Below are 26,691 nucleotides of genomic sequence, written 5' to 3' on the forward strand. Positions count from 1 at the left end.
AGTGTCGCTGACCCATCGGGCAAAGCGGGCGCTCATGCACCGCGCGGCGAAGGTGCCAGAAGAGCCCAGACCTACAGACTTATTGGACCGCAACGAATGTCAGCTTGTTTGCGCCGTTTCGTGCTCATGCGCAATTTCTTCCCGCCGTTCCTCAAGTGCTTGGCGAATGATCTGGAACGCAGATGACAAGAACAGGCTCGCCATGATCGCTGCCACAATGAGGTCAGGCCAACCTGTTGCAGTGCCCCAGACCCCCAACGCGGCAATCATGACAGCCACGTTGCCGATGGCGTCGTTCCGCGAGCAAAGCCAGACTGACCGCACGTTTGCGTCTCCATCCTTGTAGCTGACAAGCAGAAACACGCTCGCAAGGTTTGTCGCGAGTGCCAATGCGCCGATGATCCCCATGATTTCGGCTTCTGGAACACCCACGTAGAACACACGGTAGACGGTAGAACCAAACACCCACGCGCCCATCAGGAAGAGGCTGATACCCTTCGCCAAGGCCGCATTCGTTCGAGCGCGGATCGACGCACCGATCACAGCGAGGGAAATACCATAGGTCTGTGCGTCCCCAAGGAAGTCGAGCGCGTCGGCCTGAAGTGCCTTAGACTTCGCGTAGTGTCCGGCGGTCATCTCGACCACAAACATCGTCGCATTCAGCGCGATGACGATCCAAAGCCGACGTTTGTATTCGTTCGACATTCCGTCGAATTTCACGTCGTTGCCGCAGCATCCTGCCATCTTGAAACCTCTTCAGAATCGCCTCGGTTCTAATGTAGTGTCTCTAGTGACTAGAGGTTCAAGAGGCTTTCTGCATGTTCTCAATTGGCGAGCTTTCGAAGCGGACGAAGGTCAAAGTGCCCACCATCCGCTATTACGAAGAAATGGGTCTTCTGGCAGCACCGGAACGTACGGCTGGCAACCAGAGGCGCTACACGAATGAGGGGTTGGAACGCTTGAGCTTCATCCGTCATGCGCGTGATCTTGGCTTCTCGATCGAAGCGATCTCTTCCCTGATCGAGTTACAAAACCATCCGGACAGGTCATGCGAGGCCGCCACTGAAATCGCAGAAGGTCAATTGTTCGAGGTGCGAGAAAAAATCAAACGCCTAAAGGCCCTTGAGACGGAACTGAGCCGCATCGCTCACGGATGCGACGGTCGTGGCGTGGCAGAGGACTGTTACGTTTTGGCTTCGCTTGCAGACCATGACCTGTGTGGGCGAGATAACTGACCACCAAAAACAGACAATGGCTCAAAGATCGACAAGGGAAACTTTGTCCCGCCTCATTAACACTGATGTAGCCAGATCGAACGGCAGTTGTCGTAGAAACCTGCGCCACCGAGTCAATCTATCTGTCCATAAGGGTCAATCCGGTGCTTCATTCCGATCTTGGCCGACAGTGGATCAATGGGTTAGCAGGTGCCCAAGGGTCAAACAGAGGTGGTCGCGGAAAATCGGACCGGTGTTTAAGGTGGATCGCATGACGAAAGAGACGATCCAGAATGTCCAAGAGAAAGAACCACTCGCCAGAGTTTAAGGCCAAGGTCGCGTTGGAAGCGATCCGCGAAGAGATGACGCTGGCTGAGCTGTCGCGCAAATACGGCGTACATCCGAACATGATCAGCACGTGGAAACGCGCAGCGATTGCGAACATGTCCAGTGTCTTCGAGCGTGGCAAATCCGATGACGCCCGCGCATCTGAGGCCGAGATCGAAAAGCTTCATTCCAAGATCGGCAGTTGGTCGTGGAGCGGGATTTTTTGGCGAACGCCTCGCATCAGTTGCTCGGGACGCGAGGCAAGAAATGGTGAGCGCGGACCACAAGCTCAGCCAGCGCCGCCAATATTCTTTGCTGCGCCTGAGCCGTTCAAACCTGTATTATCAGCCGGTTGGTGAAAGTGCCGAGAACCTCAAGTACATGGCAATTATCGATAAACAGTTCTTGGAAACGCCGTGGTATGGCTCTCGCCAAATGGCACGCTTCATGAAGCGGCATGGTCATCAATACGGTCGTCATCGTGTCCGCAGACTGATGCGCAAGATGTGCCTTGTGCCGATCTACCAGCCGCCCAATACGTCGAAGAAACATCCCCGGCACAAGGTTTGGCCCTATCTGCTCAAGGGGCTGATCATCAACCGCCCGAACCAGTTTTGGTGCGCCGACATCACATACATCCCCATACGGCGCGGGTTTTTGTATCTGGTCGCGATCATGGATTGGCACAGCAGGAAGGCCTTGAGCTGGCGTCTATCGAACAGCATGGAAGCAGACTTTTGCGTTGAAGCTTTGAAAGAAGCGTTCGATCGCTACGGTCCACCTAAAATCATGAACACGGACCAAGGCAGCCAGTTCACGGGCTTTGAGTGGACCAACACACTGATGGACGCGACGGTCAAAATATCCATGGATGGCCGAGGCCGCTGGATCGATAACCGCATGATCGAGCGACTATGGCGGAGCCTGAAATACGAATGTGTTTACCTCAACGCCTTTGAAACCGGCTCAGAGGCAAGGGCAGGAATCGGCAAATGGCTCGCCTATTACAACGCCGAACGTCCCCACTCGACCCACGGCATCTTGACGCCAAACGAGGCCTATGTGACCCAACGGCTTGAAGAGAAGAAAGCAGCCTGAAACGAAACCAAGACCCACCTTAAAACCGGGCTGAAAACTGGTCGAAAAAGCAGGACCACCTCTAACTATCTGTCACTCCACACAAACAAAAAGCACGGCACTGTCGAGAACCAGAGCCTCACAAAGCTCGCTGACGTTCTGCACTCAGCTTAGCTGCCACGAGTTTTCGTGCTGGGCTTTTTCAGCCCTTTTTTGTACAGCTAGTGGAAGAACTTTGCTGAGTTCATCACTAAAAGTTCAACATGATGGTATGCATTAGTGCAGCGTGACGCAAAATGAAGCCGCATGCGTATCTCTCACGGTCAAGACACGGCATATACTACTTCCGTTGGCCACCGCCCGACACGACCATACAGCCTGCCCCAAAAAACATCCAAGAACTTTGAACGATCACTTTGCGCACTGAACTACTCAAATCTTCCCACCTATAGGCCATTTACGTTCAGATGGACTGCATATAACGAGCTGGTTCCCGCTGCGAAAAGCCGATTCAATTTCGCTCCACCGAAACACACATTTCCGACCATTTCTGGAAGTTGGACCTTTCCGATCAAGTCTCCCTGCGAGTTAAGGCAGTGAATGCCGTCTGCCGCCGAACTCCAGATACGGCCATGTCGATCTGGTCTGAAGCCATCGAACACTCCTTGTGTGCATTCCGCAAAGACCTCACCTCCTGTCAGGCTTTTCCCATCGGACGAAACGGCAAATCTGCGGATATGGGCCGGGCCGTCCGGATCATGCGTAACGCCCGTGTCTGAAATGAAAAGGGTGCTTTCATCGGGAGAAAACGCCAGCCCGTTGGGTTTCATAAAATCTGTCGCGACAGCCGCCACCTCGGCCGTGTCGGGATCGATGCGATAGACATGGCATGCTCCGATTTCGCTGTCCGCCCGTTCGCCTTCGTAATCCATCATGATGCCGTAAGACGGATCGGTGAACCACACAGAGCCATCCGACTTGACCACGACATCATTCGGTGAGTTCAGACGCTTGCCATCCCAGGCATCCGCCAAAACCGTGATCGAGCCATCATGCTCGGTTCGAGTGACGCGGCGCGTCAGGTGTTCACAGGAGACCAGCCGCCCTTTTCGATCTACCGTGTTGCCATTGGTATTGTTGGAAGGCTGCCGAAACACCGAAACCGACCCATCCGTATCATCCCAGCGCATCAGACGATTGTTGGGGATGTCGGACCAAACCAGATAGCGCCCGGCGGCGAACCATGCCGGGCCTTCAGACCAGCGCGCGCCGGTCCATAACCGCTCGACCCGGGCATGACCGATGATGCAGGCCTCGAACTCCTTTTCCATGACTTCGAAACCCGTGCCGTCCAGAACACCAAACATCAATCTCCTCCTCTGTTCATCAAATCACCGGGCCTGGCCGTGGCCCACCACGTCTGTGCCATTTGGCTCCTCGGGAACGCAGGGTCAGGCCCCCAAACGGTTTGAAAGGTAGCAAAAGCACACCCTGCCCGTTGCAAAAGGAGGGTGATGCCGCACAGAACGCCCGAATAGAGAGTGACCGAAAACCACATCCAGCATAGTGCATTAGCGAACCACAGACCGCTGAGTATGGTGATGACAATAAGTGGCAGCACAACATGGCCATTGCTTCGGTGAAAACGTTTGAATTTTAAACGCCTGCGGGTCATGTCATAGTGGTCACCGGACATGCCACCGGGATCTGATGGCCCTCCCTTTGAACAGCACGCCATCGCGCCCAAAAGCTGCAAAAAACAAAGAGACAGAACAAGAATTCCATGCACAGCGTGAAACTCCACGACGACGCCCGGAATACTCCAAACCAGAAACACAGCAGGCAATGTCAGGAAACAAGCGGTCCTCTGACCAATCCGAAGGCACTGCCACCAGATTGGATTACTCAAAACGCGCGGCCAGTTTTGGCACGACATGATCTTGAAGTACCGCGCCGCAATTATCGCCGCCGGACAAATGAATGCCCAGGCTGGTGCCATCAGCCGCCCGCGCCATGACAGGGCGAGGCCAATCTCGTGACCTCGCCCCGAATCACAGGATGACAACAGCCATTCCGTCATCCGCATTTTATCTCAGCCTTGTATTTCATCCGGCAACAACGCCTTGGGCATATTCTGGTAACTCACAGGGCGCAGCCAGCGCACGATGGCCAAATTACCCACCGATGTAGCTCGCACGTCCGTGCTGGCCGGGTACGGTCCGCCATGCATCATGGCAGAACAGACCTCGACACCAGTTGGAAAACCGTTTGCCAACAAACGGCCCGCTTTTTCTTCGAGGATCGGCATGAGTGCCTGTGCTTGGGTTGTATCGGCATCATCCGCATGCAGGGTCAGGGTCAACTGCCCCTCCAGACATTCGGCCAGTGCCTGCATCTGATCTGCGTCCTCACACAGAACGATGATACCCGCAGCGCCAAACACCTCGTGTTGAAGTTTGGGGTTTGCCATCCAGTCGGCTGCGTTGACCTTGAACAACGCGGGCAATGCCCAGCGTTTGCCGGACGCCGCGCCGCACGACGTCACCTCGACCATCAGATCACGAAACTCGCGGACCCCTTGTTCGTAGGCATCGTGGATGCCATCGGTCAGCATCTTCTGTTCGGCGGTTTCGTTGAGCGCTTTGGCACAGGCGGCTTCAAGTGCCCCTGCGTCTGGTCCTTTCAGCATGACGGCAACGCCGGGATTGGTGCAGAACTGCCCCGCACCCATGGTCAGGGACGCAGCCCAGCCTGACCCTATTTCGGCCGCACGTGCGGACATGGCATGAGGCAGGCAAAACATCGGGTTGACCGAGCCCAGTTCGCCGAAAAACGGGATCGGTTGCGGGCGTGCATGGCACAAATCGTAAAGCGCCCGGCCGCCCGTCAGAGATCCAGTGAAACCGACGGCACGGATTTCTGGATGCTGTACGAGAGCCGAGCCGACCTCGCGCCCCGAGCCCTGCACAATCTGAAATGTGCCAGACGGCACGTCGCAGATCTCAATGGCCTTGTCGATGGCCTGTGCCACCAGTTCTGCTGTGCCCGCGTGGGCGCTGTGGCCCTTTACGACAACTGGACAGCCAGCCGCCAAGGCAGAGGCGGTGTCACCACCCGCCGTTGAGAAAGCGAGCGGGAAATTCGACGCACCAAAGACGGCCACGGGGCCGATGGCTTTGTGCGTCAGGCGCAGATCAGGACGGGGGAGTGGCGTCCGATCAGGAAGTGCGCCGTCTTTTCGGATATCGAGGTATCCTGTCTCTTCAATCAGGTCGGCAAACATACGCAGTTGGCCGGTCGTTCGGCCGCGCTCACCCACCAATCGCGCTTCGGGCAGGCCCGTTTCGGCCATGCCGGTTTGCGTTATTTCGTCGCCCAGAGCATCCATCTGGTCCGCAATCGTGCGCAGGAACGTGGCGCGTTCAGCACGAGATTTTCCCGAATAGGCGCGGAAATCGCGCCGGGCCGCGCGGCAGGCTTCGTCGACCTGTGCGGCAGTGGCCTGCGCAAAGCTTTGCCCACCCAGATCGTCAGATGCATGCAAATTATCGGACCCGACCCAGTTGCCGTCGATCAGGTTTTTCCCAAAGATCATCTTATTTTCCCCATTTCAGGACAAGCGGGTCCAGTGGTTTCAAAAGGTTTATCAAACGGTCGCGAATGGCCGGTTGCAGCGGATCGATCGGATGACGGCAATAGTCAGATTGGATAACCCCGCCTTCGACCATCGCGGCCTTGCAGGATTGCCAGCCGCACTGACGGTTTTCATGGTTGATCGCCATCGCCACGCGCCCGTAAGCGGCGGTCGCCTCTTCGATACGGCCAGCATGGTGGTGGGTGATCACAGGCTTGATCTGATCGACAATCATGCCCGAGGTCATGGAACCAGTCGCGCCGGCGTCCAGATCGGCAAGCAGGGTGATGCCTTCCTCGCCATCGAACGGCGCCTCAATCGCATCGCCACCCTCGGCGATCAGTGCGCGGAGCTTGTTGGCCGCACGGGGGCATTCAATCTTGAACAGTTTCACCATGTCGATCTCTCGCGCCATCCTCACCAGCAACGGCACTGGCAGATCAACACCTGACAGCGGCGCGTCCTGTACCATGATAGGGATGCCAACCTCACCCACGGCTGCAAACTGCTCATAGGTTTGCTGCGCGTTCCCTTTCAGAAGCGCCCCATGATAGGGCGGCATCATCATGACGATGTCAGCACCAAGCTCTTTGGAGTATTTTGCCCGTTCGACTGCGATCTGCGTGGCAAAATGGCTGATCGTCACAATCATCGGCACGCGTCCGGCGACATGTTCCAGACACAACCGGGTCAGAATTGCGCGTTCCTCGTCTGAAATCAGAAACTGCTCCGAAAAATTCGCCAAGATGCAAATGCCATCTGCCCCTTGGTCAATGAGGCAATCCAGAACACGTTCCATTCCGTCCAGATCGAGAGCACCATCATCGTTGAACGGCGTGGGCGCAACGGGCCAGATACCTGAATAAGTCATGATCTACTCCGTTATCTCGAAGTGTTTCAGGTGCTTGTCCGTGATCGCGATCCCCAGACCCGGTTTGTTGTCGTCCAGATCGATGAAACCGTCGACCGCATCCGGATCACCCTCGAAGATGTAGTAGAACAGCTCATTGCCCACCTCGACATCGAAGACGGGGAAGTACTCACTGATCATGCAGTTCGCATTGGCCATGGTTAGGTGGTAATTGTGCATCTGCCCGGCATGCGGGATGACAGGCACCTGAAAGGCCTCAGCAATGGCATTGATCTTTTGCGCCGCCGTGATACCGCCCACGCGATTGGTATCGTATTGCAGGACTGAAACCGCCTTTTTCTCGATCAGGTCCTTGCAGCCGATGACCGAAAATTCGTGTTCGCCACCTGAGATCGGAACGATGTTCATCGCATTGAGTTCACGATAACCTTCGACATCGTCGGCGATCACCGGCTCTTCCAGCCAGCGAGGTTCATACTGAACCAGTTTGGGCAGCATCCGTTTGGCGTAATCGAGGTTCCAGCCCATATAACATTCCAGCATAAGGTCGGCGTCATAACCGATCACCTCGCGCACTGCCTCAACCCGTTTGAGGTTCTCGCGCATACCTGGCATGCCATCCTTCGGCCCCCAACCGAACCGCATTTTGTAGGCGCTATAGCCGTTCTTTTTTGCTTCTTCCGCCTCGGCTTGCATCACGTCAATGGGGCCGGAATACAGCTTGGAATAATAGACCGGGATTCTCCTCTTGGTGCGCCCGCCCAGCAGTTTGAAAACCGGCTTGCCCGCCAGTTTGCCCATCAGATCCCAGATCGCCAGATCAACAGCGGAAATGGCTGTCATCCCGACCCCTTTGCGCCCCCAGGCATGGCTGCGGCGGTACATCTTTTCCCAAAGGTAGGCATAATCGAAAGGGTCTTCGCCAATCACCAGCGGCGCGAACCACTCGTCAATGGCGGCCTTTACAACCGACGGAGCCAGCGCCGCGTTGCCGATGCCAATGGTACCGTCTTCGGTTTCGATCTCGCAGGTCAACCACTGATGAAACCGGAATGACGACATTGCGTCACCCTTCTCATACAACAGGTCTGACGCGTTGGTACAAAAATTGCCGGTGGGTGGCACGGTTGGGCCGGTCCAGTTCCAGACACGCGTGCGCACGGACTTGATCTTGGTCATCTTGGTCTCCTCAGGCCGCACCACGGTCGGCGCGATGGGTTTTGGCCATGCGCACCAGCAGGTCGAACGCCTGCCGCGTTGCGCCCGGATTGGCCTTGTTCTGTCCGGCAATATCAAAGGCAGTGCCATGCGCCGGGGTCGCCACCGGAATCGGCAGCCCGCCCGCAACTGTCACACCGCGTTCAAAGCCCATCAGCTTGATCGCAATCTGGCCCTGGTCGTGATACATGGTCACAACCGCATCAACCTCACCCCGCTGCGCCTTGAGGAAGACCGTGTCCGACGGCCAGGGGCCCGTCACATTCATCTGTTTCTGCTGCGCCTTGCGGACGGCGGGGTCCAGAATGTCGATTTCTTCCCGGCCGAACTTGCCATTGTCGCCCGCGTGCGGATTGAGCGCTGCCACCGCGATATTCGGTCTGGCCTTGCCGGCCTTGCGCAACGTGTCGTGGGCTAGATTGACGGCATTCAATATCCCCTCTTCGGTGATATTGGCGGCCACGTCCTTGAGCCCGATATGCGAGGTCACGCGCGTCGTCATCAACTCATCCAGAACGTTGAGTTCCGAGTGATAGCCGTCATGCCCCATATACCGCGCCATATAGCGATGTTCGTCTTCTGCGTTCAGCCCCGCAGCGGTCATCGCAGCTTTGTTGAACGGGCCAAACAGAATGCCGTCGACCTGCCCCGCCATCGCCAGATCCATCGCTTTGTCCAGACAGCGCAGGGACGTCGAGCCGCCTTCCACCGTAACCTCGGCGATCTTCACATCTTCGGGCGCGATGGTATCGAGCTCAAGGTGAGACAACCCCCGCTGATCGGCAACGTCGGCTTCGGTGGTTGTGTTCAGAGGCACATCCAGACCGGCCTGTTCCGCGCCGCGTGCCCAAAGATGGCCATCACCAACCAGCACGATGTCGGCGACATCCTGAACACCATCCTGATGCAGCAGTTTGGCGATCAGTTCCGGCCCGATCCCCGATGGGTCGCCCGAAACAATCGCGATACGCGGTTTGGTCATGCCGCATTCTCCCAATGTTTTGAAAATCCGTCGGGCAGGATGACCATGACGTCCGGCTCCTTGCCCGTATCAAAGGTCTGAACAACTTCGAACGTATCGAGGTTAAAGCGCTGCACCTGCTCACAATCGATTGCGATATAGGCAAAGGCTGCCTCGTCATCGATGCACAGTGCCAGCGGATTGGCAGGCGTTTTCTGTTCATGCAGCATCTCGCCCGTCGCCTCGTCGAAAACGGAGAACGACCCGCCGAAATGGTTCATCGTCACCAGGCGGTTGCGCTTTTCGTCATAGTAGATGCGGCAGGGATCATCCGGTGTCGGAAAGGCGCGCTCAACCTCAAGCGTTTGCGTGTTGATCACCGCAACCGTGTTGGAGATCCGTTGCGAGGTATAGAGCGTATGAGCCTCTTCCCGCAGGCACCGACCTTCGGGTTTTTGTCCGGTCTTGATCGAAATTGGCTCGACCGAGGCGTCATATGGGTCGAACACCGTTACATCGCCAGAGGTCAGGTTCATCGAATAAGCCGTGCGGCCATCCTTGGTCAGCGCAAACAGATGACATTTGCTGCCCCCCGTCGGCGTGATGTGATCCCAACCCTGATCGAAAGCGCGCGGGTTTTCCTTGACCAGTAAATGCCCTGTCCATTCTGACAGAACATATAGCCGCCCCTGCCTATCCAGCCCGATTCCATGCGGGCGGGCATGCTCGCCAAGATCATAAGTATGGGCGATTTCTTGTTTGCGAATGTCGACCACGACGACCGAGCGCCCATCGGTGCCGTCAATGCCGGAATTCTGCACCCCGTAGTGGCCGACATAAGCATAATGGAAATCGCTATCGACAACGAATTCATGAGGGAAATGTGGCAAATCCAAACGCCCGAGCAAGGCGCCCGTGTCAATGTCATACCAGCTCACGCAATGGCTGCATTTCTCTATCAACATCATGGATTGCGCCATTCGAACTCCCTCCTGTGATGGTCTGTTCCGCGTGTCTGAGGCCGACCTCGAAACGGCCGCCCTCAGACGGGTTTCTTACCGCTCCAACGCGCCAACGCCTGAGAAGCGGAAGGCTTCCTGTTCCAGCGCATCGAGCTCTTCTGCGCTCATCTGATCATGCGCGACCGTGATCCGACCCAGGAAAACAAAGGGCAGCTCGTCCTGTCGGCCTTCCATATGCGCCTTGATCGCTTCGGCCGTGGCCGCACCAACATCATCGCCCATGCGCATTGGGGTTGCGTCCAACTCGCCTCGACGAATGGCGTCCAGCTCAAGACCTGTGCCGCCCCATCCGGTCGAGAACACATCCTTTTCTTTTCCGACTGCAACCTGCGCTTCGACCGAACCCATCGCCATCGCCGTGTTCGCGTTGTGGATGATCGTGGCCTCTGGGTATGCCTGCAAGATCAGGCTGGTGCCTTCGAAACCGCCTTCGCGCTGATACTCGCCATAGTGCTCATAGACGGTAGTCCAGTTGCCCTTTTCCTCGACACAGGCTTTGAAATCGCCCGAGCGCTGATCATCGGTGATCCCCGGAATGCCGCGGTTCATCGCCATGGTCACATCATTACCCAGACGCCCCAGCATGTAGTCGCACATGGTCAGCGCGCCCGCCGCCGAGCTAAAGTCGAACCACGCATCCGGTTGGTTTTTCAGATCTTTGGGCGGCGTGTGGAAGGCCCATACGAAGGTCGCAAAACCATCATTGCCTGCCATCTTGTCAATATTGTCCGCCTGAATGGCTAGTTCCGAGGGACCAAAGATCACGAAATCATAGAGGTCGGCATCCTGCACAACCTGATTGGCATAGGTCGACTGCAAGCTGTGTTCGATCTGCCGACTGGCGAACTCGGTCGTCTCATATTCGATGCCCAGCTCATCCAGACGTTTTGTCATCGCAAGGTAGTTGCGCGCCCAAAAGTCCGACGTATCCGCAGAAGGGTAGATTAAGGCAATCTGCAACGGGCCGTCTTGTGTGCCCGAGTACTTGACCGCCTCGGCCCCTGTGGTAGCTTGCAAGGCCTCCAGCTTGCCGTCGGCATTCACTTCGCCCGGCACCCAATAGTCCCGGTTTTCGATACCTGGCAGCTCTTTCAGCGGTAGCTTCCCGTGCCCGTCGGCAACAGCTGCGGTGGCACACAGGCAAAACGCGCTTGTCGTCAGTAGTGCTTTGTTCAATTGTTTCACGGTAAGTCCTCCCTTTCGCGAACATTGTGGGGTCTTGCAGGTGCGTCGGGACTCCTACCTCCCGGCGTACCGTTTTTTCTGCCCTAGCCACTCGGCGTAGGCTCGGTTGCCAGTCCCGCCCCAACAGCCAGCAACAGGATTAGTGCGCCAATCAGCGCGGCCGAGAACCGCAGCAGCTTCTGCGCCTCCTTCGTGCGCAACCCATCCAGCAGGCTGCGTGCGCCGTCCCGGTCTTTCTTTTGCATCCAGGTGTAGAGCGCGACCGAGCTGACAATCACCACACCTGAAGCAACGGATTGCCAGAAGAACTCAATCCGCAGGGTCACGAGCGCATTGATCATCATCGAGAGCAACAGCACGCCCGCCAGCGAGCCCAGCATCGAGGCCCGCCCACCGAACAAAGATGTGCCGCCAACCACAACCGCCGCGATGACATGCAGGTTGAAATATGGAGCCGACGTTGCCTGAATGGCATTCAGCTTACCCGTCAGCATGACACCGGCCATCGCTGCAGCCGCGCCCATCAGCACATAGGCATATATCTTGCGACGGTCGACCGCCACGCCGGTCATCTCACTGGCCTCGGGGTTGGAGCCAATGGCAATGGTATAACGCCCGAAGTAAGTGCGGGTCAGCACGACATAGCCGATGGCCATTGTGATAAGGCCCAGCACGACCGGAACAGGAATGAAACCGGGAATCTGGCCCCGTCCGATCTCGGTAATCAGGTCGGGGAAACGGGCCAGCACGAGACCTTTGGCAATCACCAGCGCCAGACCGCGATAGACCAAGTCCATCGCAAGCGTGCCGATCAGGTCGGGTACTTTGAACCGGGTGATGACGAGACCGTTGATCAGCCCCATGAGCGCGCCCATGACAACCGCCAATGGCACGGCGACCCATGCCGGGAAACCATACTGTTTGATCAGAAAGGCCATCAGGATTGCCGACAAGGCGGCAATTGACCCGATGGACAGGTCGATCCCGCGTTGCGTAATGACGAAGGTCATGGCCATCGCCATCGGCATATAGAGCGCGGCATCCAACAGGATCAGGTTTAGGTTGGTGAGGCGGAAATACCGCGCAGGTTCGGCGATACCCATAAAGATGAGGATTGCAAGGATCATGACCATCGGGCCGATGAACGCCAGATAGGGCTCGAGCCGGTCCATGATTGTTTTCTGTTCGGTATTTGTGGTTGCTGCGGACATATCGTTCTCCTTCACGCAGCCGCATCCTGGGCGCCGACAATCAGGCCCAGAACGTCTTGAACGGAGCTTTCCGCAGTTTTGACAACGCCAACAGCACGGCCCCGGCGTTGCACATGCACCCGGTCGGCCACTTCGAACACATCATCCAGTGAGTGAGAAATCAGGATCACGGCCAGCCCCTGCTCACGCAGCGTCTTGATCAGCTTCAAAGTTCGCGCGGTTTCCTGAGGACCCAGCGCCGCAGTGGGCTCATCCATCACCAGAAGACGCAAGTCCTCATGATAAACAGCGCGGGAAATTGCGACGGCCTGCCTCTGCCCGCCCGACAGGCTTTCTGTCATCACATCCATCGAGCGAAGACGAACGCCCAGGCGTTCTTCCAGAACCCGCGCAGCCTCGGTTTTCATGCGCTTGTTGTCCAGAAACGGAATGCCAAATACACTCCTGCTCAACTCGTTACCCAGAAACATATTGGCGGCGGGCGACAGGTGATCAGCCAATGCCAGTGTCTGATAGACTGCATCAATCCCGTTTGCGATTGCGTCGGAATGGCTCGCCATCTCCAAGGGCTTTCCATCCATCTGGATGTGGCCTTCGGTGGGTTGATATACGCCAGTCAGGATCTTGATCAAAGTGGATTTACCCGCCCCGTTATCCCCGACGATGGCAAGGACCTCACCCGCGTAGGCTGTAAGATCAACATCCTGCAGCGCCGTCACGCCGCCAAAGCGCTTTGTTATTCCTAGCATCTGAACCAATGGCTGTTCGCTCATGGTTTCCTCCTCTGCGCAAAGCTCCGCCATGGCGGTCAGTTGACCGCTCGAATTGGTTTGCGCCGCTTCATTTTGCCGAAAGCGGCCCCACAGCCGGGGCCGCCCCTGGGCTTACTTGCCCCAGATCTGTGCGTAGGCTTCGCGATAGGGACTGTCAGGGTCGAACTGGTTGCTGTCACCCAGCTTGGTCAGACCTTCCTCGGTCACCAATGCGGGCGAAGTGATATAGCCCGAGCATGCCTCGCCCTGAATGGCGCGGTTCAGCTCGTCCACAAGCTGCCAGCCTTGCAGGTTCAGCGGTTCAGCCACGGTGATAGTCTGGTAGTTGCCACTGCGGATACGCTGGAACGCGGCCTCGGACCCGTCGCCGGCTGAGCCGGCCTGCGGACCATCCTCGGATGAAATCCCCGCCGCAGCCAGCGCTGGCCCCATGAAATCAAAGTACAGATCGTTGATCGCCAAAGCGTGCGTCCACTGGTCGCCATACTTTTGCAGCAGGCTGGTGGTCAGCGGGCCCATACGAGCCGACGTATCGGCAATCGGCGTGTCTACATATTCCAGCACGGTGCCACCCGCCGCCTCGATCGTTTCTTTGATACGGTCAGCCTTGTCGATGGCAATCTGGTAGGTCGAGTCAGTAAAGATGATCGCACCGACCCCGTCGCCACCATCGTCCATGGCCCATTCGGCAGCCACTTCGGACACGGTCATTGCGTCGGTCGAGACATTGGCAAAGATACCGCCGGGCGCGTCGCAGCCAATCTTGGGCCCCGAGTGCCACGCGACCATCGGAATCCCCGCGCTGACCACACCTTCCAGCGCCGCTTGTTGTTCAACAGCGTCGAAGCCGTTGATGATGATCCCGTCAGGTTGCAAAGCCAGCGCTTGGCCAATCGCACCGGTACGGCCCTGAATCGACCCCGCACCATCCAGCACGCGGACGTCCCAGCCAATGGTACCGACCGCCTCTTCGACGCCATTGGTCACCCCAAGAATGCCACCGTTCTTCAAGTCGCCCGCCACGACGACAATTGATTTACCCTCGGCAGCTTTGGGCCCGCTGGTTGGTCCGTCAAAGGCGGTTTCGGCGAAGACCGGCACACCCAGACCGGTCAGCAGAGCAGCGGCGGATACCGCCATAAAAGTCCGTTTCAGCATAATCTCCTCCCTTATGCTTTTTACTTGTTGGCGCCTTTGCGGCGCTGAGCGTAACCGGCAATCCCGATCGCAATCAGCAGCGTGACACCGTTGAACATCGGCTCGACCCAGAAGGATCCACCGAATTGCTGAATGCCCGAGATACCAACAGCCAGGATCGCGACACCCACGACTGTTCCCCAAACATTCACGCGTCCCGGCTTGATGGTGGTGGACCCCAGAAAGGCCCCGACCAAAGCAGGTAACAGGAATTCAAGACCGACCGAGGCTTGCCCGATCCGCAATTTCGATGCCAGAAGCACCCCGGCAAAGGCGGTGATCAGGCCCGATGACATAAAGGCTCCGACGACGAATTTCCGCGTCGGAATACCGTTAAGCTGTGCGGCGCGCTGGTTGGCGCCAATCGCATACAGATACCGGCCAATCGGCGTGTACTCGAGGATCAGCCACATCGCGACAGTGATCGCCAGCACATAGAACCCGGTGATCGGCAGGCCGAACACAAAAGTCCCGTTAATCGCGTAGAAACTGTCCGGCAATGCACCAACCATCTGACGCCCGCCCGTGTGCCACAATGCTAGTGCGTACAACACAGTCCCGGTGCCCAGCGTAGCGATAAAGCTGTCGATCTTTGCAACCTCGACCAGCAGCCCGTTCAGAAACCCGGTTAAAAGACCCAATGACAGAACGATCGCAACGGCGATCGGCCAGGGAATTCCGAACGTCGTCTGCAACGAGATTGCCAGAATATGCCAAAGGACGATCCCGTAGCCGACTGTCAGGTCGATCCGGCCCGCTGCCATCGGGATCATCGCACCCAGCGACAACAGCGCAATGATGGCCTTGTCCGAGATGATCGCCCTCAGGTTCAAAAGCGTCGGAAAGGTATTCGGCAACAGGATCGAGAACAGGATGATCAGAAATCCGGTCAGCAGAACCAACCCGTACACTGGAAGAAAGCGCAGTACCCGTGTTTTGAGCGGAGCATTTTTCAGCTCGGCCTTTGTGGGTTCCAGTGCATTGGATTCAAGCGATTGCATTTTCGTATTCCCTAACTCGCAACTGCGTTCGACGCCGAGGCTGCCTGTATGAGGTTTTCCGTCGTCAGTTCGGTGCCCATCAGCTCCTGAACGATCTGTCCCTGACTGAAAACGATGGCGCGATGGCAAATGGCAGCAACTTCTTCAAAGTCGGTCGAGACCACGATGATGCCCACGCCGTCTTCCATTGCCCGGTTCAGCAGCGCATAGATTTCGGCCTTGGCGCCGACATCCACGCCGGCGGTGGGATCCTCGCAGATCAATAATTTGCGCTTGGTTTCCAACCACCGCCCAATCACGACCTTCTGCTGATTGCCGCCGGAAAGGCTTTCAATGGCCATGCCTTGGTCATTCGGCGACAGCGCGACATCCGCCCCTATGCGGGCCGCATTCTCTGTCTCCGAGCGGTGACTCATGAAGGACAAAAGCGTCCGTCCGACGGCGGCCGGATTCAAAAACGTGTTTTCCCTGATGGTCAGCGACATTGCCACCGACTCTTCGGTTCTGTCCCGCGCGACCAATCCGATGCCAGACGCCATAGCCGCTTGTGATGAGGTCAGATCCAGCGTTTCACCATGAAGGGCGATTTGACCGTCGAACACTTCTGCGCCGAACAATGCACGCGAAACGTGTTCATGGCCCGCTCCGCGCAGGCCCACCAGACCGACAACCTCGTTGGACTTCAGTTGGAAACTCACGTTTTGCGCAGCCTCCATGGTCAGATCCGATACCTGAAGAATGGTTTTCCCGGGTGGGGTATCTGGTTTGATTACCTGACGGGTTTTGCGCCCAACGATCATGTACACAAGCTCTTCGGGCGTCGTGTGATCAATGCTGCGCAGCCCGACAAGTTCTCCATCGCGCAAAACAGCGACGCGGTCCGCGATCTGAAAGATCTCGTCCAACCGGTGCGACACGTAGATCATGCCCACGCCTTGCTCTTTCAGTGGGCGCAAGGCTTCAAACAAACGCTCGACCTCATCGGCCGGCAGCGACGCCGTGGGTTCATCCAGAACCAGATAGTCACAATCGACCGCCAGAGCACGTGCAATAGCCACAAGCGATTTTTCGGTGCGCGACAGATCTTGAACACGCGTGGTGGGATCGAAGTCGCAGCCGACTTTATCCAACGCCCGTTGCGCGAATTCATCCACTGTCTGCCAGTTGATTAATCCGTTCTTTCGCGAATACCCCAGCGCCAAAGCAATGTTCTCGGCCACGGTCATCCATTCGATCATCCCGAGATCCTGGTGAATGAACGCCACGGACTGACGCTCACCGAAACCGCCCGGGCGATGCTCGTAGGGGTGACCGTCGATCAGAACCCGGCCTTCGTCCGCCTTGTGGATACCGCCAAGTATCTTGATGAGAGTGGATTTCCCCGCCCCGTTTTCGCCCAGCAAAGCTACGATTTCACCGCGTTCAATGTTCAAAGATACATCACGCAGGGCATAGGTGCCTCCGAAATGCTTCTTTACCCCGTCAAAGAACAGATTGTTTTGTGCAATGCCGGGCACTGCGGCCTCCTCCCAGATCGCGGCAACTCTGCTGCTCCTCAACAACGTATTGAGTTACCCGTAACGTTACGTTAGCATTCTCGCAGGCCACTCAGATGTCAACAAAAAAGAGTTACCCGTAACGTAAATGAGCAGAGATTCTGAAAAACCAAGCAAGAACAGCAAGATAAGCTTGGCTGAGGTAGCTAAGGCTGCGGGTGTCTCCAAGATGACCGCCAGCCGTGTCTTGCGGGATGAAGGCGGATTTTCGGAAAAGACACGCGCCAAGGTCATGGCCGAGGTCGATCGCCTGGGGTACCTGCCGAATCGCCTGGCGACCGTGTTTGCAGGCGACAAAAAGTCGACGTTTGTCGGCGTCAGCATTCCGGAATTGGGGAACGAAATTTTTGCCCAGGTTCTTGAGGGGATTGACCGCAAGTTAGGGGCGTTCGGCCACCAGACCGTTTTGGGCCTGACCGAGCACGAAATCGATCACGAAGAAAAATGGATCGAAACGGTTCTGTCCTGGCAGCCGGCCGGATTAATCGTCACCGGGCGCTCACACAGCCCCAAAGCCATTCAGATGCTACGCGGTGCAGGCATCCCTTTGGTGGAGATCTGGGACTTCAACTCCAGCCCGCTGGATATGTGTGTCGGTTTGAACCACTTTGACAGTGGTTACAGCATGGGGCGCTATCTCGCTGGTATGGAGTATCGAAAATTTGGGTACGTTGGCACTTCGCATGATGTTGCCAACGCGGCGACCGCGCGGCTGAACGGCTTCTCCAAGGCAATCGAAGATGCAAATGGCAGGCTCGAAAAGCAGCTTCTGCTTAAGGACACCCCGGGTTTCTATACCGGTTTCTATGGAACCGAGCAGCTCTTGGCGGCCCACCGCGATATCGAGGTCATTTTCTATCAAAACGACAACATGGCCGTAGGCGGTCTGCAATACGCGCAAAAAATCGGTCTCAATGTGCCGGGCGATGTCGGTATTGCAGGTTGGGGTGACTTGCCGATTGCAGCTATTCAGCCCTATCGTTTGACTTCAATCGCAGTACCTCATCTGAAAATCGGGCAAATCGCAGCTGAAATGGTTTTGGCACAGATAAATGGAGAACCTGTGAAATCCGCTAAAGATGTGGGCTTTAGGCTCATTCCAGGCAGCACTGTCAAGAAACCAACAGCCGGAGCGTAATGGTCTTTTAGTTCATAGCTATCAACGGGGTCTGATCACCGGGCTGACACAGTCATGGGATGCCAGCAAGATTCTTCAGGTTGAACGCAGCATCATGGTATGCCTTTGGCATGAACTCCCCGCTTCAATAATTGGAGGAAACGATCCTCAATGCGGCTCGACGACGTGCTACTTCTGCGTATGGCCCCCAACGGTCGGTGAAACTGAGGATGATCGAAAGGCAGGAAAACAAGACGGTCCTCCAGGTAGGGCGCCGTCGTTGCCTTCGGCATTGTGGTGATCAAGTCGGTCTCGGCAACAATCTCAAGCACGGAACGAATCGAATCTGTTTCACAACCTATCTGCATCGAACGGACGCCGGATGCTATCATTGCTGCCTCGGTTTGCTGTCGGAGCAGGCTACCCCGAGAGTGTGCAAGCCAGACCTGCGACTCTAGATCGGAAGCCATGATCCGCTGGCGAGATGCCAGAGAATGGCCGGTGCGGCACATAACCCCAACACCATCATCGATCAGTTCTTCGAACTCCAACCCGTCTACGGGCTCGGCCAGGCTTTTCGGTCCGAAGACCAGATCGACCTGACCCCGTTTCAGCAAGGCCCGAAGCTCATGCACTAGCCCCGTGCGTATCTCGACGCTGCAATTTGGATTGGCCTTGATGAATTCCGTCAGGGCATCACTGAGGAATCTGCCGGACACGATGGGCGGGGCGCCAATACGCAGTTCTCCCACTGACCCTTTTGCGGTTTGTGCGGCGACGATGCCGGCCTGTTCTTCTGCTAGTCGGATGGCCAGACCATTGCGGGCCAATCTCAGGCCCAGAGCGTTTGGAATGGAGCGGCGCCCTTCCCTTTGAAACAGGGGTGTACCCAGCCGGGTTTCCAGTGCCTTCATGTTCCGGCTGAGCGCTGGTTGTGTCGTGCCCAACCGATTGGCGGCGGATTGGAACGAGCCCGCCTCGACGATGACGGACAATTGAGCCAGGTGCTTGGGATCAAGTTTCATATCCAATTGTTATGTATAGACCCGAAACTTTGATTATTCCATATCAATTAAAACTGGTAGTTTCGCGGCAACGACAGTGGGAGGACAACATGTTTCATTTCAGATCTCTGAGCCATAAGGTTCTGGCTGCAACGCTTGCCTTGGCTATGCCCGGTACCGGGTCTGCTGAAATCTTCAAGGGCGAGACCGCCGGGGTCGGTGATCCGGTTCACACCATGTTCGTGGCATTCGCCAACCAGGCAGGCAAAAGCGATGTCGAAATTCAGGTCAACGCTGGACAAACACTGACCAAATCGATGCTAAAAGGCGCCAAGGGCGAAATCGACTTCTTCTCGACGGTGCCCTCGCTGGTGAATCTGATGGCCGGTCAGAAGCGAATGTACGAGAAGGTTGAAGGTGCCCCGGAACTGGCCAAGAACCTCCGGGCCATCCTAGGCTTCAAGGCCGGAGCCTACCACCCGGTGACGCTGGCCGGGTCAGGCATCGAAGCATGGGAAGACATCAAAGGCAAAACCGTGTTCACCGGCCCGCCCGCCGGTTCGGCCTCGGCCACCTCAGAAGCCTTAATCAAGATCATCACTGGTTATGTGGCGGGCGAAGACTATACTGCCGTGCGCCTCAGCTGGGGGGAAGGCTATGCCGCCCTGGCCGATGGCAAGATCGACATGATGGTTCGCCCTGCAGAAATTGGCTCGGCCAATATCGAACGGTTTGGCCTGTCGGGTGAGTTCCGGGTTCTGTCGATTCCTGACGACATGATTGCGAGTGACGAAATGAAGGCCCTGTTTGGTCGGCCTGGGCGCGGCATGCTCCAGTTCGACGGCGGTCTTTACAAAGGTCAACTGACCGGAGGTCAGATCACAGCCTTGGGCTTCACCCAGTTTGTTGGCACCCATGCCGACGTGTCAGATGATGTGGTCTACAACGCCACCAAAGCGTTTTGGGAAAACCTTGATGAGGTTCACGCTACCGCATTCTTCCTCAAGGATGTGACCAGGGACACCGCCTTCACCTCGGTCAACGTACCGCTGCATCCGGGTGCCGTGCGTTACTATGACGAAGCAGGCATCACGATACCGGACGCCCTGCGCCCCTGATCCCTCATGTCTGCCAGGCGGCTTTCTCTGCCGCCCGGCCATCGCTCTGACCATTTCAGAAAGTGACACGCCATGACCGATGCGGCTTCCCCTGCCAGCGTCACGACCCGCCTGTTCGGCTTTGCCGCAGCTCTTGCCTGCCTCGCTCTGGGTCTGATCACGCTCTACAGTTCAGGCGTCGGCCTGATCAACCCCAAGCTGCACCGGGCCGTTGGCTTTGCATTGGCCGTGATCGTCGCCGTGGCGGTCTCACAAAAGCGCCGACGGGCAACGACACCTCTGCATCTCTTCCTTGATGTCGCCTTGATCTTGGCCGGGCTCTGGTCGATCTGGTCGTTTCACTTCGTTCAGACCGAGATGGAAACGGCGCTCTATGATGTGACCACCCGCGATGCCTGGCCCGCCTTGGCCGGCCTGGTCGTTTTTCTGGAGCTTTGCCGCCGCCTTTGGGGATGGGGCCTTTTTGGCGTCGGCACCTTTGGGGTCGTCTACCTTCTCTTCGGGCAAGACCTTCCCGGCATCATGGCTCACTCCGGTTTCTCGCTGAAGGAAGTGGCCGAGGCGCTTTGGTACAATACCAACAAGGGTGTGTTCGGCTCGATCACCAATATCGTGCTCAGCACGGTCTTCATCTTCATCATCTTCGGTGTGCTGCTTGAAGGCACCGGGGCGGGCGACACCCTGCTGAAATTCGCTTTCCTGGCCACCCGCCGCACCCGGGGCGGTCCGGCCCACGCCGCCATTCTGGCCTCGTCGATGTTCGGCACAATGTCGGGGTCTACCGTGGCCAATATCGTCGGCACCGGCACCTTCACTATCCCGATGATCAAGAAACGCGGGTTCTCACCCACCTTCGCTGCTGGGATCGAAGCAACAGCCTCGTCCGGTGGTCAGATCATGCCGCCCATCATGGGGGCTGCGGCGCTGGTGATGGCCGACCTGACCGGCGTTGGCTATCTCAACATCATAGTTGCCGCCCTGTTCCCGGCCTTGTTCTACTATTTCAGCCTGTTCTCGGCTGTGACTGTCGAAGCCCGCCGCCAAGGCATCGACGTGCAGGAGATGACCGTCGATGATCAGATCACCCGGACCGACCTGATCAACTCGGTGCTCTTCATCGGACCGATCCTCGTGGTCATCGGGTCTCTTCTGGCCGGGCTTTCCACATCCGCTGCCGGGTTCTATGCCGTCGTGGTTCTTCTGGTACTTTCGGTCATCAACCCCGAAGTGCGGGGCGATCCGGCTCGCATCTGGCATTCCTTCCTGAAGGGCGCCGAATCCGGAGCCACATTGCTGATCGCCATTGCCGCCATCGGCATCCTTGTCGGATCACTGGACTCCACCGGGTTGGGCCTGAAACTGGCCAATGTCATCGCGTCGATCCGAGGTGAGAGCCTGTTCTCGGCCCTTCTTGTCGCCATGGCCGGTGCATTGATCCTTGGCATGGGGATGCCGACGCTGCCGGCCTATCTCATCATCATCCTGGTGATGGGTCCGGCGATTCAGGAATTGGGCGTCTCGATGCTGACCGCCCATATGTTCGTCTTCTACTATGGTGTGGCCTCATCGCTGACCCCACCCGTCGCCATTGCGGCCTATGCTGCGGCGCCAATCGCCCGAGCCAACCCCTTGATGACCGCGTTCATGTCGTTCCGATTGGGGATGGCCAAATTCATCATTCCCTTCATCTTCGCCTTCTACCCGACGATACTGATCATCGAGGAATTCAGCCTGTTGCCGTTCCTCTGGATCGTGGCCCGCACGTGTTTCTGTATCTGGCTGTTCTCGTCGGCATTGTCCGGATTTGACCGCCGCAAGCTGACCGTCCCTGAGATCGTGATCCGCTTTGCAACCGCGTTCACCTGCCTGGCCACCGATCCAATGATCCACCTGCCCGCCATCGCCATCGGACTTGCGCTGATCGCGTTCGATGTCCGTGCGGGTCGGCCGAAAGCCGCGACTTCTGAGGCATCCCAATGACCAAAAGACCCAACTTCCTGTTCATCATCACCGATCAACACCGGGCCGATCATCTGGGCTGCTACGGCAACCCGGTGGTGCGGACGCCGAACATAGACCGGATCGCAGCAGGCGGTACGCGGTGGGACCGCTTCTACGTCGCCAACCCGATCTGCATGCCCAACCGGGCCTCGATCATGACCGGGCGAATGAGCTCGGTCCACGGGGCCCGTCACAACGGTATCCCGTTGTCCAAGGATCACACCACCTTCGTCGACTTGCTGCGGGACGCTGGTTACAACACCGGATTGATCGGCAAATCCCACCTGCAGAGCTTTACCGGTTTACCTGCAACAAATCGGTTTGAGGCCAGGGAAGGCTTGTCCTCGCCGTCCGCTCACCTTCGGGATGCGTATAAGAACAATCGGCACTCATCGGAGTATGACCTGGAGGTTGCCCCCAATTGGGTCACACCTCTGGCCGAACGCCTGGATGGAGATTTCTATGGGTTCGATCATGTCGAAGTGGCCGCCGACCATGGAGATCAGGCATCGGGCGACTACCTTTTGTGGGCCGGCAACCAACACCCCGGCTTTGATACCCTGACCGGCCCCGAGAACGCTTTGCCCAACAATTGGATCGACGCCCCCCAGGCGTGGAGAACGGCCGTCCCCGAAGAGCTTTATTCAACCTCCTGGATCGCCGAAAGATCGGAAGCTTGGCTCACCAATCAGGTCGAACAAGACACTCCGTTCTTCCTGCAAATGTCGTTCCCGGACCCGCATCACCCATTCACGCCCCCCGGGCGCTACTGGGACATGTATGATCCCGCTGACATAACGTTGCCCGCATCGTTCGGCCAAAGCGATCTGCCGCCCATCAAGGCGATGAGGGAGGCGTTGGAGAAGGGATCAGATCCACGGGATAATCAGAACCCATTTGCCGTAACCGAAGACGAGGCCCGGGCCATCATCGCCTTGACCTACGGCATGATCAGCATGATCGACGACGCCATCGGCCGCGTTTTGAAACGTCTGGAAACGCTGGGCCTTGCGGACAACACCGTGGTCATTTTCACCACGGATCACGGTGATTACATGGGCGATCATGGCCTGATGCTGAAGCTGTTGCTGCACTACCAGGGGATCATCCGGGTGCCGTTTATCTGGAACGATCCTGCGGCGCCGACCCATGGCAAAGTGGATCGGGGCTTGGGCTCCTCCATCGACATCTCTGCCACCATCCTCGCCCGGGCCGGAATTCAGTCCTTTAACGGCATTCAGGGCCGCGATTTACTCTCATCCGAACCACCAGAAGCCATCATCGTGGAAGAAGATAGCCAGCGCAAAATGATCGGTTTCGACCGCCCTCAAAGAGTGCGGACGGTCGTAACCGAACGATATCGGATGTCGCTACGGGAGGGGGAAGATTGGAATGAGCTGTATGATCTGGAGAACGACCCGGATGAGACAGAAAACCTGTATGGAGATCCTTCTTTCGCGCTTGCTCGGCACTCGGTCACCGAGACCATGCTACGGCGAATGATTGATCTACAAGACCGTGCGCCCTTGCCAGCTTATCGGGCATAGCACGTCGTTTGTCGTGTCTATCGAAGGCGAATCCGGGTAACACAAGCGAATGAAACTGTGGGGGTCGGGCAAGCAACCAGACGTTCGCCGCTTCGCGACCAATGTGCATTTCAGGCTCATTGCGGTCATGCGGTTCTGCAGCGACCCGCGTTTTTTTGTGACGTTCTGAGACTTGAATCAGGCCCACCTTGATTTCAGCTTTGTAGCATAATTCATCAGTCAAAAAGAGCGGTGTTACGTCTGACCTTTTCTGGCTGACCGATGCGCAGATGGCACGTCTGGAAACCTTACTTTGCCAAGTCCCACGGCAAGCCACGCGCTGATGATCGGCGCATCTTAAGTGACATTATCTTATTAAATCGCAATGGGTTACGCTGTCGGGATACGCCAAAGGAATATGGCCCGCACAAGACACTCCACAATCGCTGGACGCGATGGAGTGACGGAGCATCTTCGCCCAGATCTTGGCGAGCTTACGCTGGGCGATCATCTCCTATCTTGTGGCGTCGGATGCTGGCTTATAGGTAAAACGCACATGACGGCGGATGCGGCGGGCATGGCCCAGCTAGGCCCGTCCGCAGATAGCGTTATTGGCGCGCGCCAGTCAGAGTGCGGTTTTGACGTGTGATGCCGCGATGACGGGCTTTGGAGCGGCGGTCCCAAGGCCCTTATGAATCCAAGCGAAGCCCCCACAACGAATATCTCCCGTCGAAAGGGTATCGAGGAGAAAACCCGGCGGCGGATTTTGCAAATGCAGGCCGTACGAGTGACGATGTGGCCAGCGGGTGGTTCATGAAAAACGCCAACAGACCCGCAAATACTGATGAACCCGACAGCGAAACTCCCTGGCTTGCCACCAAGGCCATCTGGATCATGGACGCCGCACAAGGGCCCTGGTGCGCTCATGTTAGCTGCATCAAGCCGCGTTGGCCCTGCATCGCCTCAGCTCCCCGCCATGACATGTATACTGCGAACGACATTGTGCCCGTGGTGCGAGATCGAACAGAGATCAACAACCCGCATCCGGTCTACAACCCTTTCGCTTCAAACCGCATCGCCAAGAGCTTTTCCACAGATCATGTGCGTGGAAAAGTGATCCCGGTCTACATAGGATTGATTAAACAATGCGATGATCAGATGGAGCGCCTTTTCCGATATCTTGAAGACGCGGGGCAAGACAAAGACGCGATGATCATCTTCACATCCGATCATGGAGACTATCTTGGTGATCACTGGCTGGGAGAGAAGGACCTGTTTCATACCCCTGCCGTCAAGGTTCCGTTGATCATCTATGACCCGCGAGAGTCAGCAGGCGGAACCCGTGGGGTGGTGTGCCGGGATCTGGTGGAAGCTATCGACGTTACCACAACAATCACCGACGCTGCGGGGTGCGAGTTGCCCTCACATATCGTGGAAGGTCGCTCTTTAATGCCGTACTTAGAAAACCGGGAGCATCCCGAACCGCAGAGCCACGCTATCAGTGAGTACGACTGTTCCAACCATCCGGCCAGGGCAGGGCTGAAGGTTGCCCCTAGGACGCCTGGATGTTCATGGTAGCCACCCGTGACGGGAAACTCGTTCACTGTGAAGGTGGATTGCCCCCGATGCACTTTGACCTAAAGAATGATCCTAATGAGTTGGTTGGTCTTGGCATAAGTCCGGAACATTCTGATGTCAGGGCTGATAGGTATGCATTGCAGCATGACTAGGCGCTAAGGATGTCAAAGCGAGTGACCATTTCGGACTTAGAGACCGCAAGAAAACGCAAGGATGGCGGCCAGACCGGCGTTGTTGTGAGCCTTTATAAGGACACTGGCGCCCCTCCGCCTTAACGGTGAGATACTGCGGTAAGGTATCTGCAAGGAAGAAGTCCTGAAACGCGGCGCTATAGCCCTGTCAATGCAGTTTCCATTCTTGAGATTGCGTCTTTCAACATTGGCAACAACTCGTCACGTCGCTCATCCGTCAGATCGTTTCTCGGAAGGGCCAAAGCAATACAGCCTGCGGGATCCGTCGCATCCTGAAAAAACGGCATGGCGACACTAGCGACGTCTGTTTCGAAGGAGTTGCGAGTTTGGGAATAGCCCTGTCTCTTGAACGCGACCATAAGCCTCTGGAGTTCGGGTTTAGACGTCACTGTTGCATCTGTGATCTTTTCGCGCTTTAGCTTCAGAAGCTTGTTGGCAGTTTCAGAACTGGCAAATGCAAGAAACGCCAAGCCGGATGCCGTCGCATGATAGTACAGTATTTGTGACGGGATAATGTTAATGACATTACCGCGCTTTGGAAGCCGATGAGCGATCGTCGTCATGCCCTGCGCGCCTGGGATGCTTACATGCGCAGTTTCGTTTGCCTGCTCAACCAACCAATTGGAAACCTCCTGTGCCGCCCGCACGATGGGAACCGTTGCTTCGCGTATCTTGGCGAGACGCAGAAACCCGTGGCCAAGCCGGTATTTGCGCGTATCGGCTGCCTGTTCAATGAAGCCGTGTTTTGCCAAGGCGACAAGCAAACGGCGCGTCGCGGCCTTGTCCAACCCTGCCATCCTGGACAACTCACTCAGGCCTATTTCGGTGTTCTCCAGTGAGAACTGGTCCAGGACAGATAAGGCTTTATCGACGGTCTTCATTCACTGTGCCAGTAATTTGAGCATTATA

Annotated in this window: 22 protein-coding genes and 2 pseudogenes; 8 read left to right on the forward strand and 16 right to left on the reverse strand. The window is 56.9% G+C overall.

The features are described from left to right. Positions 1 to 99 precede the first annotated feature (99 nt). Positions 100 to 744 (reverse strand): cation transporter, encoded by a 645-nt coding sequence (locus GOX53_RS18885; protein ID WP_171179091.1) that lies wholly within the window; start codon positions 742 to 744, stop codon positions 100 to 102. A gap of 74 nt (positions 745 to 818) precedes the next feature. On the opposite strand from GOX53_RS18885, the gene GOX53_RS18890 reads away from it, so the two are divergent. Together GOX53_RS18890 and GOX53_RS18895 are read left to right on the forward strand one after the other, a co-directional pair. Then, positions 819 to 1,235 carry a helix-turn-helix domain-containing protein gene (locus GOX53_RS18890; protein WP_171179094.1) on the forward strand — a complete coding sequence of 139 codons (417 nt, stop codon included), beginning with the start codon at positions 819 to 821 and terminating at the stop codon, positions 1,233 to 1,235. A gap of 272 nt (positions 1,236 to 1,507) precedes the next feature. Next, positions 1,508 to 2,639 (forward strand): annotated as a pseudogene (locus GOX53_RS18895) (IS3 family transposase). A gap of 425 nt (positions 2,640 to 3,064) precedes the next feature. Here GOX53_RS18895 and GOX53_RS18900 read toward each other — a convergent pair. The 13 genes from GOX53_RS18900 to GOX53_RS18960 form a co-directional block, all read right to left on the reverse strand. Then, entirely contained in the window at positions 3,065 to 3,985 is a 921-nt protein-coding gene (locus GOX53_RS18900) for an SMP-30/gluconolactonase/LRE family protein (protein WP_171179096.1), read from the reverse strand. After that, complete coding sequence (locus GOX53_RS18905; RefSeq protein ID WP_171179098.1) at positions 3,985 to 4,698, reverse strand: cytochrome B; 714 nt, start codon at positions 4,696 to 4,698, stop codon at positions 3,985 to 3,987. The genes GOX53_RS18900 and GOX53_RS18905 overlap by 1 nt, the downstream gene beginning before the upstream one ends. A 12-nt stretch (positions 4,699 to 4,710) precedes the next feature. Continuing rightward, positions 4,711 to 6,213, reverse strand: coding sequence for an aldehyde dehydrogenase (NADP(+)) (locus tag GOX53_RS18910; protein WP_171179101.1), 1,503 nt, complete (start codon positions 6,211 to 6,213; stop codon positions 4,711 to 4,713). Between the two features lies 1 nt (position 6,214). Continuing rightward, the gene (locus tag GOX53_RS18915; protein WP_171179276.1) at positions 6,215 to 7,126 is read right to left on the reverse strand and encodes a dihydrodipicolinate synthase family protein; all 912 of its coding nucleotides are present in this window, start codon (positions 7,124 to 7,126) and stop codon (positions 6,215 to 6,217) included. Further along, positions 7,127 to 8,302, reverse strand: coding sequence for an L-rhamnonate dehydratase (locus GOX53_RS18920; RefSeq protein ID WP_171179103.1), 1,176 nt, complete (start codon positions 8,300 to 8,302; stop codon positions 7,127 to 7,129). It abuts the gene before it with no gap. Positions 8,303 to 8,312: 10 nt separating this feature from the next. Then, positions 8,313 to 9,323: a 4-hydroxythreonine-4-phosphate dehydrogenase PdxA gene (locus tag GOX53_RS18925; protein WP_171179105.1), complete on the reverse strand. Its 1,011-nt coding sequence runs from the start codon at positions 9,321 to 9,323 to the stop codon at positions 8,313 to 8,315. Beyond that, positions 9,320 to 10,282, reverse strand: coding sequence for a YncE family protein (locus GOX53_RS18930; RefSeq protein WP_171179107.1), 963 nt, complete (start codon positions 10,280 to 10,282; stop codon positions 9,320 to 9,322). Before GOX53_RS18930 ends, GOX53_RS18925 begins: the two co-directional genes overlap by 4 nt. A 75-nt stretch (positions 10,283 to 10,357) precedes the next feature. Then, entirely contained in the window at positions 10,358 to 11,509 is a 1,152-nt protein-coding gene (locus tag GOX53_RS18935; protein WP_171179109.1) for a substrate-binding domain-containing protein, read from the reverse strand. A gap of 83 nt (positions 11,510 to 11,592) precedes the next feature. After that, a complete protein-coding gene (locus tag GOX53_RS18940) occupies positions 11,593 to 12,720 on the reverse strand; it encodes an ABC transporter permease (RefSeq protein ID WP_171179111.1) in 1,128 nt (375 codons plus the stop codon). 11 nt (positions 12,721 to 12,731) lie between these two features. Continuing rightward, positions 12,732 to 13,493 carry an ATP-binding cassette domain-containing protein gene (locus GOX53_RS18945; RefSeq protein ID WP_254446629.1) on the reverse strand — a complete coding sequence of 254 codons (762 nt, stop codon included), beginning with the start codon at positions 13,491 to 13,493 and terminating at the stop codon, positions 12,732 to 12,734. 111 nt (positions 13,494 to 13,604) lie between these two features. Further along, the gene (locus GOX53_RS18950) at positions 13,605 to 14,651 is read right to left on the reverse strand and encodes a substrate-binding domain-containing protein (RefSeq protein ID WP_171179114.1); all 1,047 of its coding nucleotides are present in this window, start codon (positions 14,649 to 14,651) and stop codon (positions 13,605 to 13,607) included. A 20-nt stretch (positions 14,652 to 14,671) separates the two neighbouring features. Then, positions 14,672 to 15,691 carry an ABC transporter permease gene (locus GOX53_RS18955; protein ID WP_171179116.1) on the reverse strand — a complete coding sequence of 340 codons (1,020 nt, stop codon included), beginning with the start codon at positions 15,689 to 15,691 and terminating at the stop codon, positions 14,672 to 14,674. Positions 15,692 to 15,702: 11 nt separating this feature from the next. Then, a complete protein-coding gene (locus GOX53_RS18960) occupies positions 15,703 to 17,208 on the reverse strand; it encodes a sugar ABC transporter ATP-binding protein (protein ID WP_171179118.1) in 1,506 nt (501 codons plus the stop codon). 127 nt (positions 17,209 to 17,335) lie between these two features. On the opposite strand from GOX53_RS18960, the gene GOX53_RS18965 reads away from it, so the two are divergent. Further along, positions 17,336 to 18,385 carry a LacI family DNA-binding transcriptional regulator gene (locus GOX53_RS18965; protein WP_171179120.1) on the forward strand — a complete coding sequence of 350 codons (1,050 nt, stop codon included), beginning with the start codon at positions 17,336 to 17,338 and terminating at the stop codon, positions 18,383 to 18,385. A gap of 92 nt (positions 18,386 to 18,477) precedes the next feature. On the opposite strand, the gene GOX53_RS18970 is transcribed toward GOX53_RS18965, so the two are convergent. Next, on the reverse strand, positions 18,478 to 19,389 hold the full coding sequence (locus GOX53_RS18970; protein ID WP_171179121.1) for a LysR family transcriptional regulator: 912 nt from the start codon (positions 19,387 to 19,389) through the stop codon (positions 18,478 to 18,480). A gap of 89 nt (positions 19,390 to 19,478) precedes the next feature. On the opposite strand from GOX53_RS18970, the gene GOX53_RS18975 reads away from it, so the two are divergent. The 5 genes and pseudogenes from GOX53_RS18975 (at position 19,479) to GOX53_RS29830 (ending at position 25,591) form a co-directional block, all read left to right on the forward strand. Beyond that, on the forward strand, positions 19,479 to 20,486 hold the full coding sequence (locus GOX53_RS18975) for a TAXI family TRAP transporter solute-binding subunit (RefSeq protein ID WP_171179123.1): 1,008 nt from the start codon (positions 19,479 to 19,481) through the stop codon (positions 20,484 to 20,486). Positions 20,487 to 20,558: 72 nt separating this feature from the next. Next, positions 20,559 to 22,466 carry a TRAP transporter fused permease subunit gene (locus GOX53_RS18980; protein ID WP_171179125.1) on the forward strand — a complete coding sequence of 636 codons (1,908 nt, stop codon included), beginning with the start codon at positions 20,559 to 20,561 and terminating at the stop codon, positions 22,464 to 22,466. Continuing rightward, entirely contained in the window at positions 22,463 to 24,034 is a 1,572-nt protein-coding gene (locus GOX53_RS18985) for a sulfatase (protein WP_171179127.1), read from the forward strand. The genes GOX53_RS18980 and GOX53_RS18985 overlap by 4 nt, the downstream gene beginning before the upstream one ends. A 269-nt stretch (positions 24,035 to 24,303) precedes the next feature. Beyond that, a pseudogene (locus tag GOX53_RS18990) lies at positions 24,304 to 24,478 on the forward strand (transposase); the annotation flags it as partial. A gap of 348 nt (positions 24,479 to 24,826) precedes the next feature. Further along, complete coding sequence (locus GOX53_RS29830) at positions 24,827 to 25,591, forward strand: sulfatase-like hydrolase/transferase (protein ID WP_254446631.1); 765 nt, start codon at positions 24,827 to 24,829, stop codon at positions 25,589 to 25,591. A gap of 328 nt (positions 25,592 to 25,919) precedes the next feature. On the opposite strand, the gene GOX53_RS19000 is transcribed toward GOX53_RS29830, so the two are convergent. Next, a complete protein-coding gene (locus tag GOX53_RS19000; protein ID WP_171179129.1) occupies positions 25,920 to 26,663 on the reverse strand; it encodes an IclR family transcriptional regulator in 744 nt (247 codons plus the stop codon). Positions 26,664 to 26,691 lie beyond the last annotated feature (28 nt).

This window comes from Ruegeria sp. HKCCD8929, assembly GCF_013031405.1.
In the GTDB taxonomy this organism is placed as follows: Bacteria; Pseudomonadota; Alphaproteobacteria; order Rhodobacterales; family Rhodobacteraceae; genus Ruegeria.

Coding starts and splice junctions, on each gene's coding strand:
- GOX53_RS18885 (WP_171179091.1), bottom strand. CDS start 744: ATGGCAGGATGCTGCGGCAACGACGTGAAATTCGACGGAATGTCGAAC.
- GOX53_RS18890 (WP_171179094.1), top strand. CDS start 819: ATGTTCTCAATTGGCGAGCTTTCGAAGCGGACGAAGGTCAAAGTGCCC.
- GOX53_RS18900 (WP_171179096.1), bottom strand. CDS start 3,985: ATGTTTGGTGTTCTGGACGGCACGGGTTTCGAAGTCATGGAAAAGGAG.
- GOX53_RS18905 (WP_171179098.1), bottom strand. CDS start 4,698: ATGACGGAATGGCTGTTGTCATCCTGTGATTCGGGGCGAGGTCACGAG.
- GOX53_RS18910 (WP_171179101.1), bottom strand. CDS start 6,213: ATGATCTTTGGGAAAAACCTGATCGACGGCAACTGGGTCGGGTCCGAT.
- GOX53_RS18920 (WP_171179103.1), bottom strand. CDS start 8,302: ATGACCAAGATCAAGTCCGTGCGCACGCGTGTCTGGAACTGGACCGGC.
- GOX53_RS18925 (WP_171179105.1), bottom strand. CDS start 9,323: ATGACCAAACCGCGTATCGCGATTGTTTCGGGCGACCCATCGGGGATC.
- GOX53_RS18930 (WP_171179107.1), bottom strand. CDS start 10,282: ATGGCGCAATCCATGATGTTGATAGAGAAATGCAGCCATTGCGTGAGC.
- GOX53_RS18940 (WP_171179111.1), bottom strand. CDS start 12,720: ATGTCCGCAGCAACCACAAATACCGAACAGAAAACAATCATGGACCGG.
- GOX53_RS18945 (WP_254446629.1), bottom strand. CDS start 13,493: ATGAGCGAACAGCCATTGGTTCAGATGCTAGGAATAACAAAGCGCTTT.
- GOX53_RS18950 (WP_171179114.1), bottom strand. CDS start 14,651: ATGCTGAAACGGACTTTTATGGCGGTATCCGCCGCTGCTCTGCTGACC.
- GOX53_RS18955 (WP_171179116.1), bottom strand. CDS start 15,691: ATGCAATCGCTTGAATCCAATGCACTGGAACCCACAAAGGCCGAGCTG.
- GOX53_RS18965 (WP_171179120.1), top strand. CDS start 17,336: ATGAGCAGAGATTCTGAAAAACCAAGCAAGAACAGCAAGATAAGCTTG.
- GOX53_RS18970 (WP_171179121.1), bottom strand. CDS start 19,389: ATGAAACTTGATCCCAAGCACCTGGCTCAATTGTCCGTCATCGTCGAG.
- GOX53_RS18975 (WP_171179123.1), top strand. CDS start 19,479: ATGTTTCATTTCAGATCTCTGAGCCATAAGGTTCTGGCTGCAACGCTT.
- GOX53_RS18980 (WP_171179125.1), top strand. CDS start 20,559: ATGACCGATGCGGCTTCCCCTGCCAGCGTCACGACCCGCCTGTTCGGC.
- GOX53_RS18985 (WP_171179127.1), top strand. CDS start 22,463: ATGACCAAAAGACCCAACTTCCTGTTCATCATCACCGATCAACACCGG.
- GOX53_RS29830 (WP_254446631.1), top strand. CDS start 24,827: ATGAAAAACGCCAACAGACCCGCAAATACTGATGAACCCGACAGCGAA.
- GOX53_RS19000 (WP_171179129.1), bottom strand. CDS start 26,663: ATGAAGACCGTCGATAAAGCCTTATCTGTCCTGGACCAGTTCTCACTG.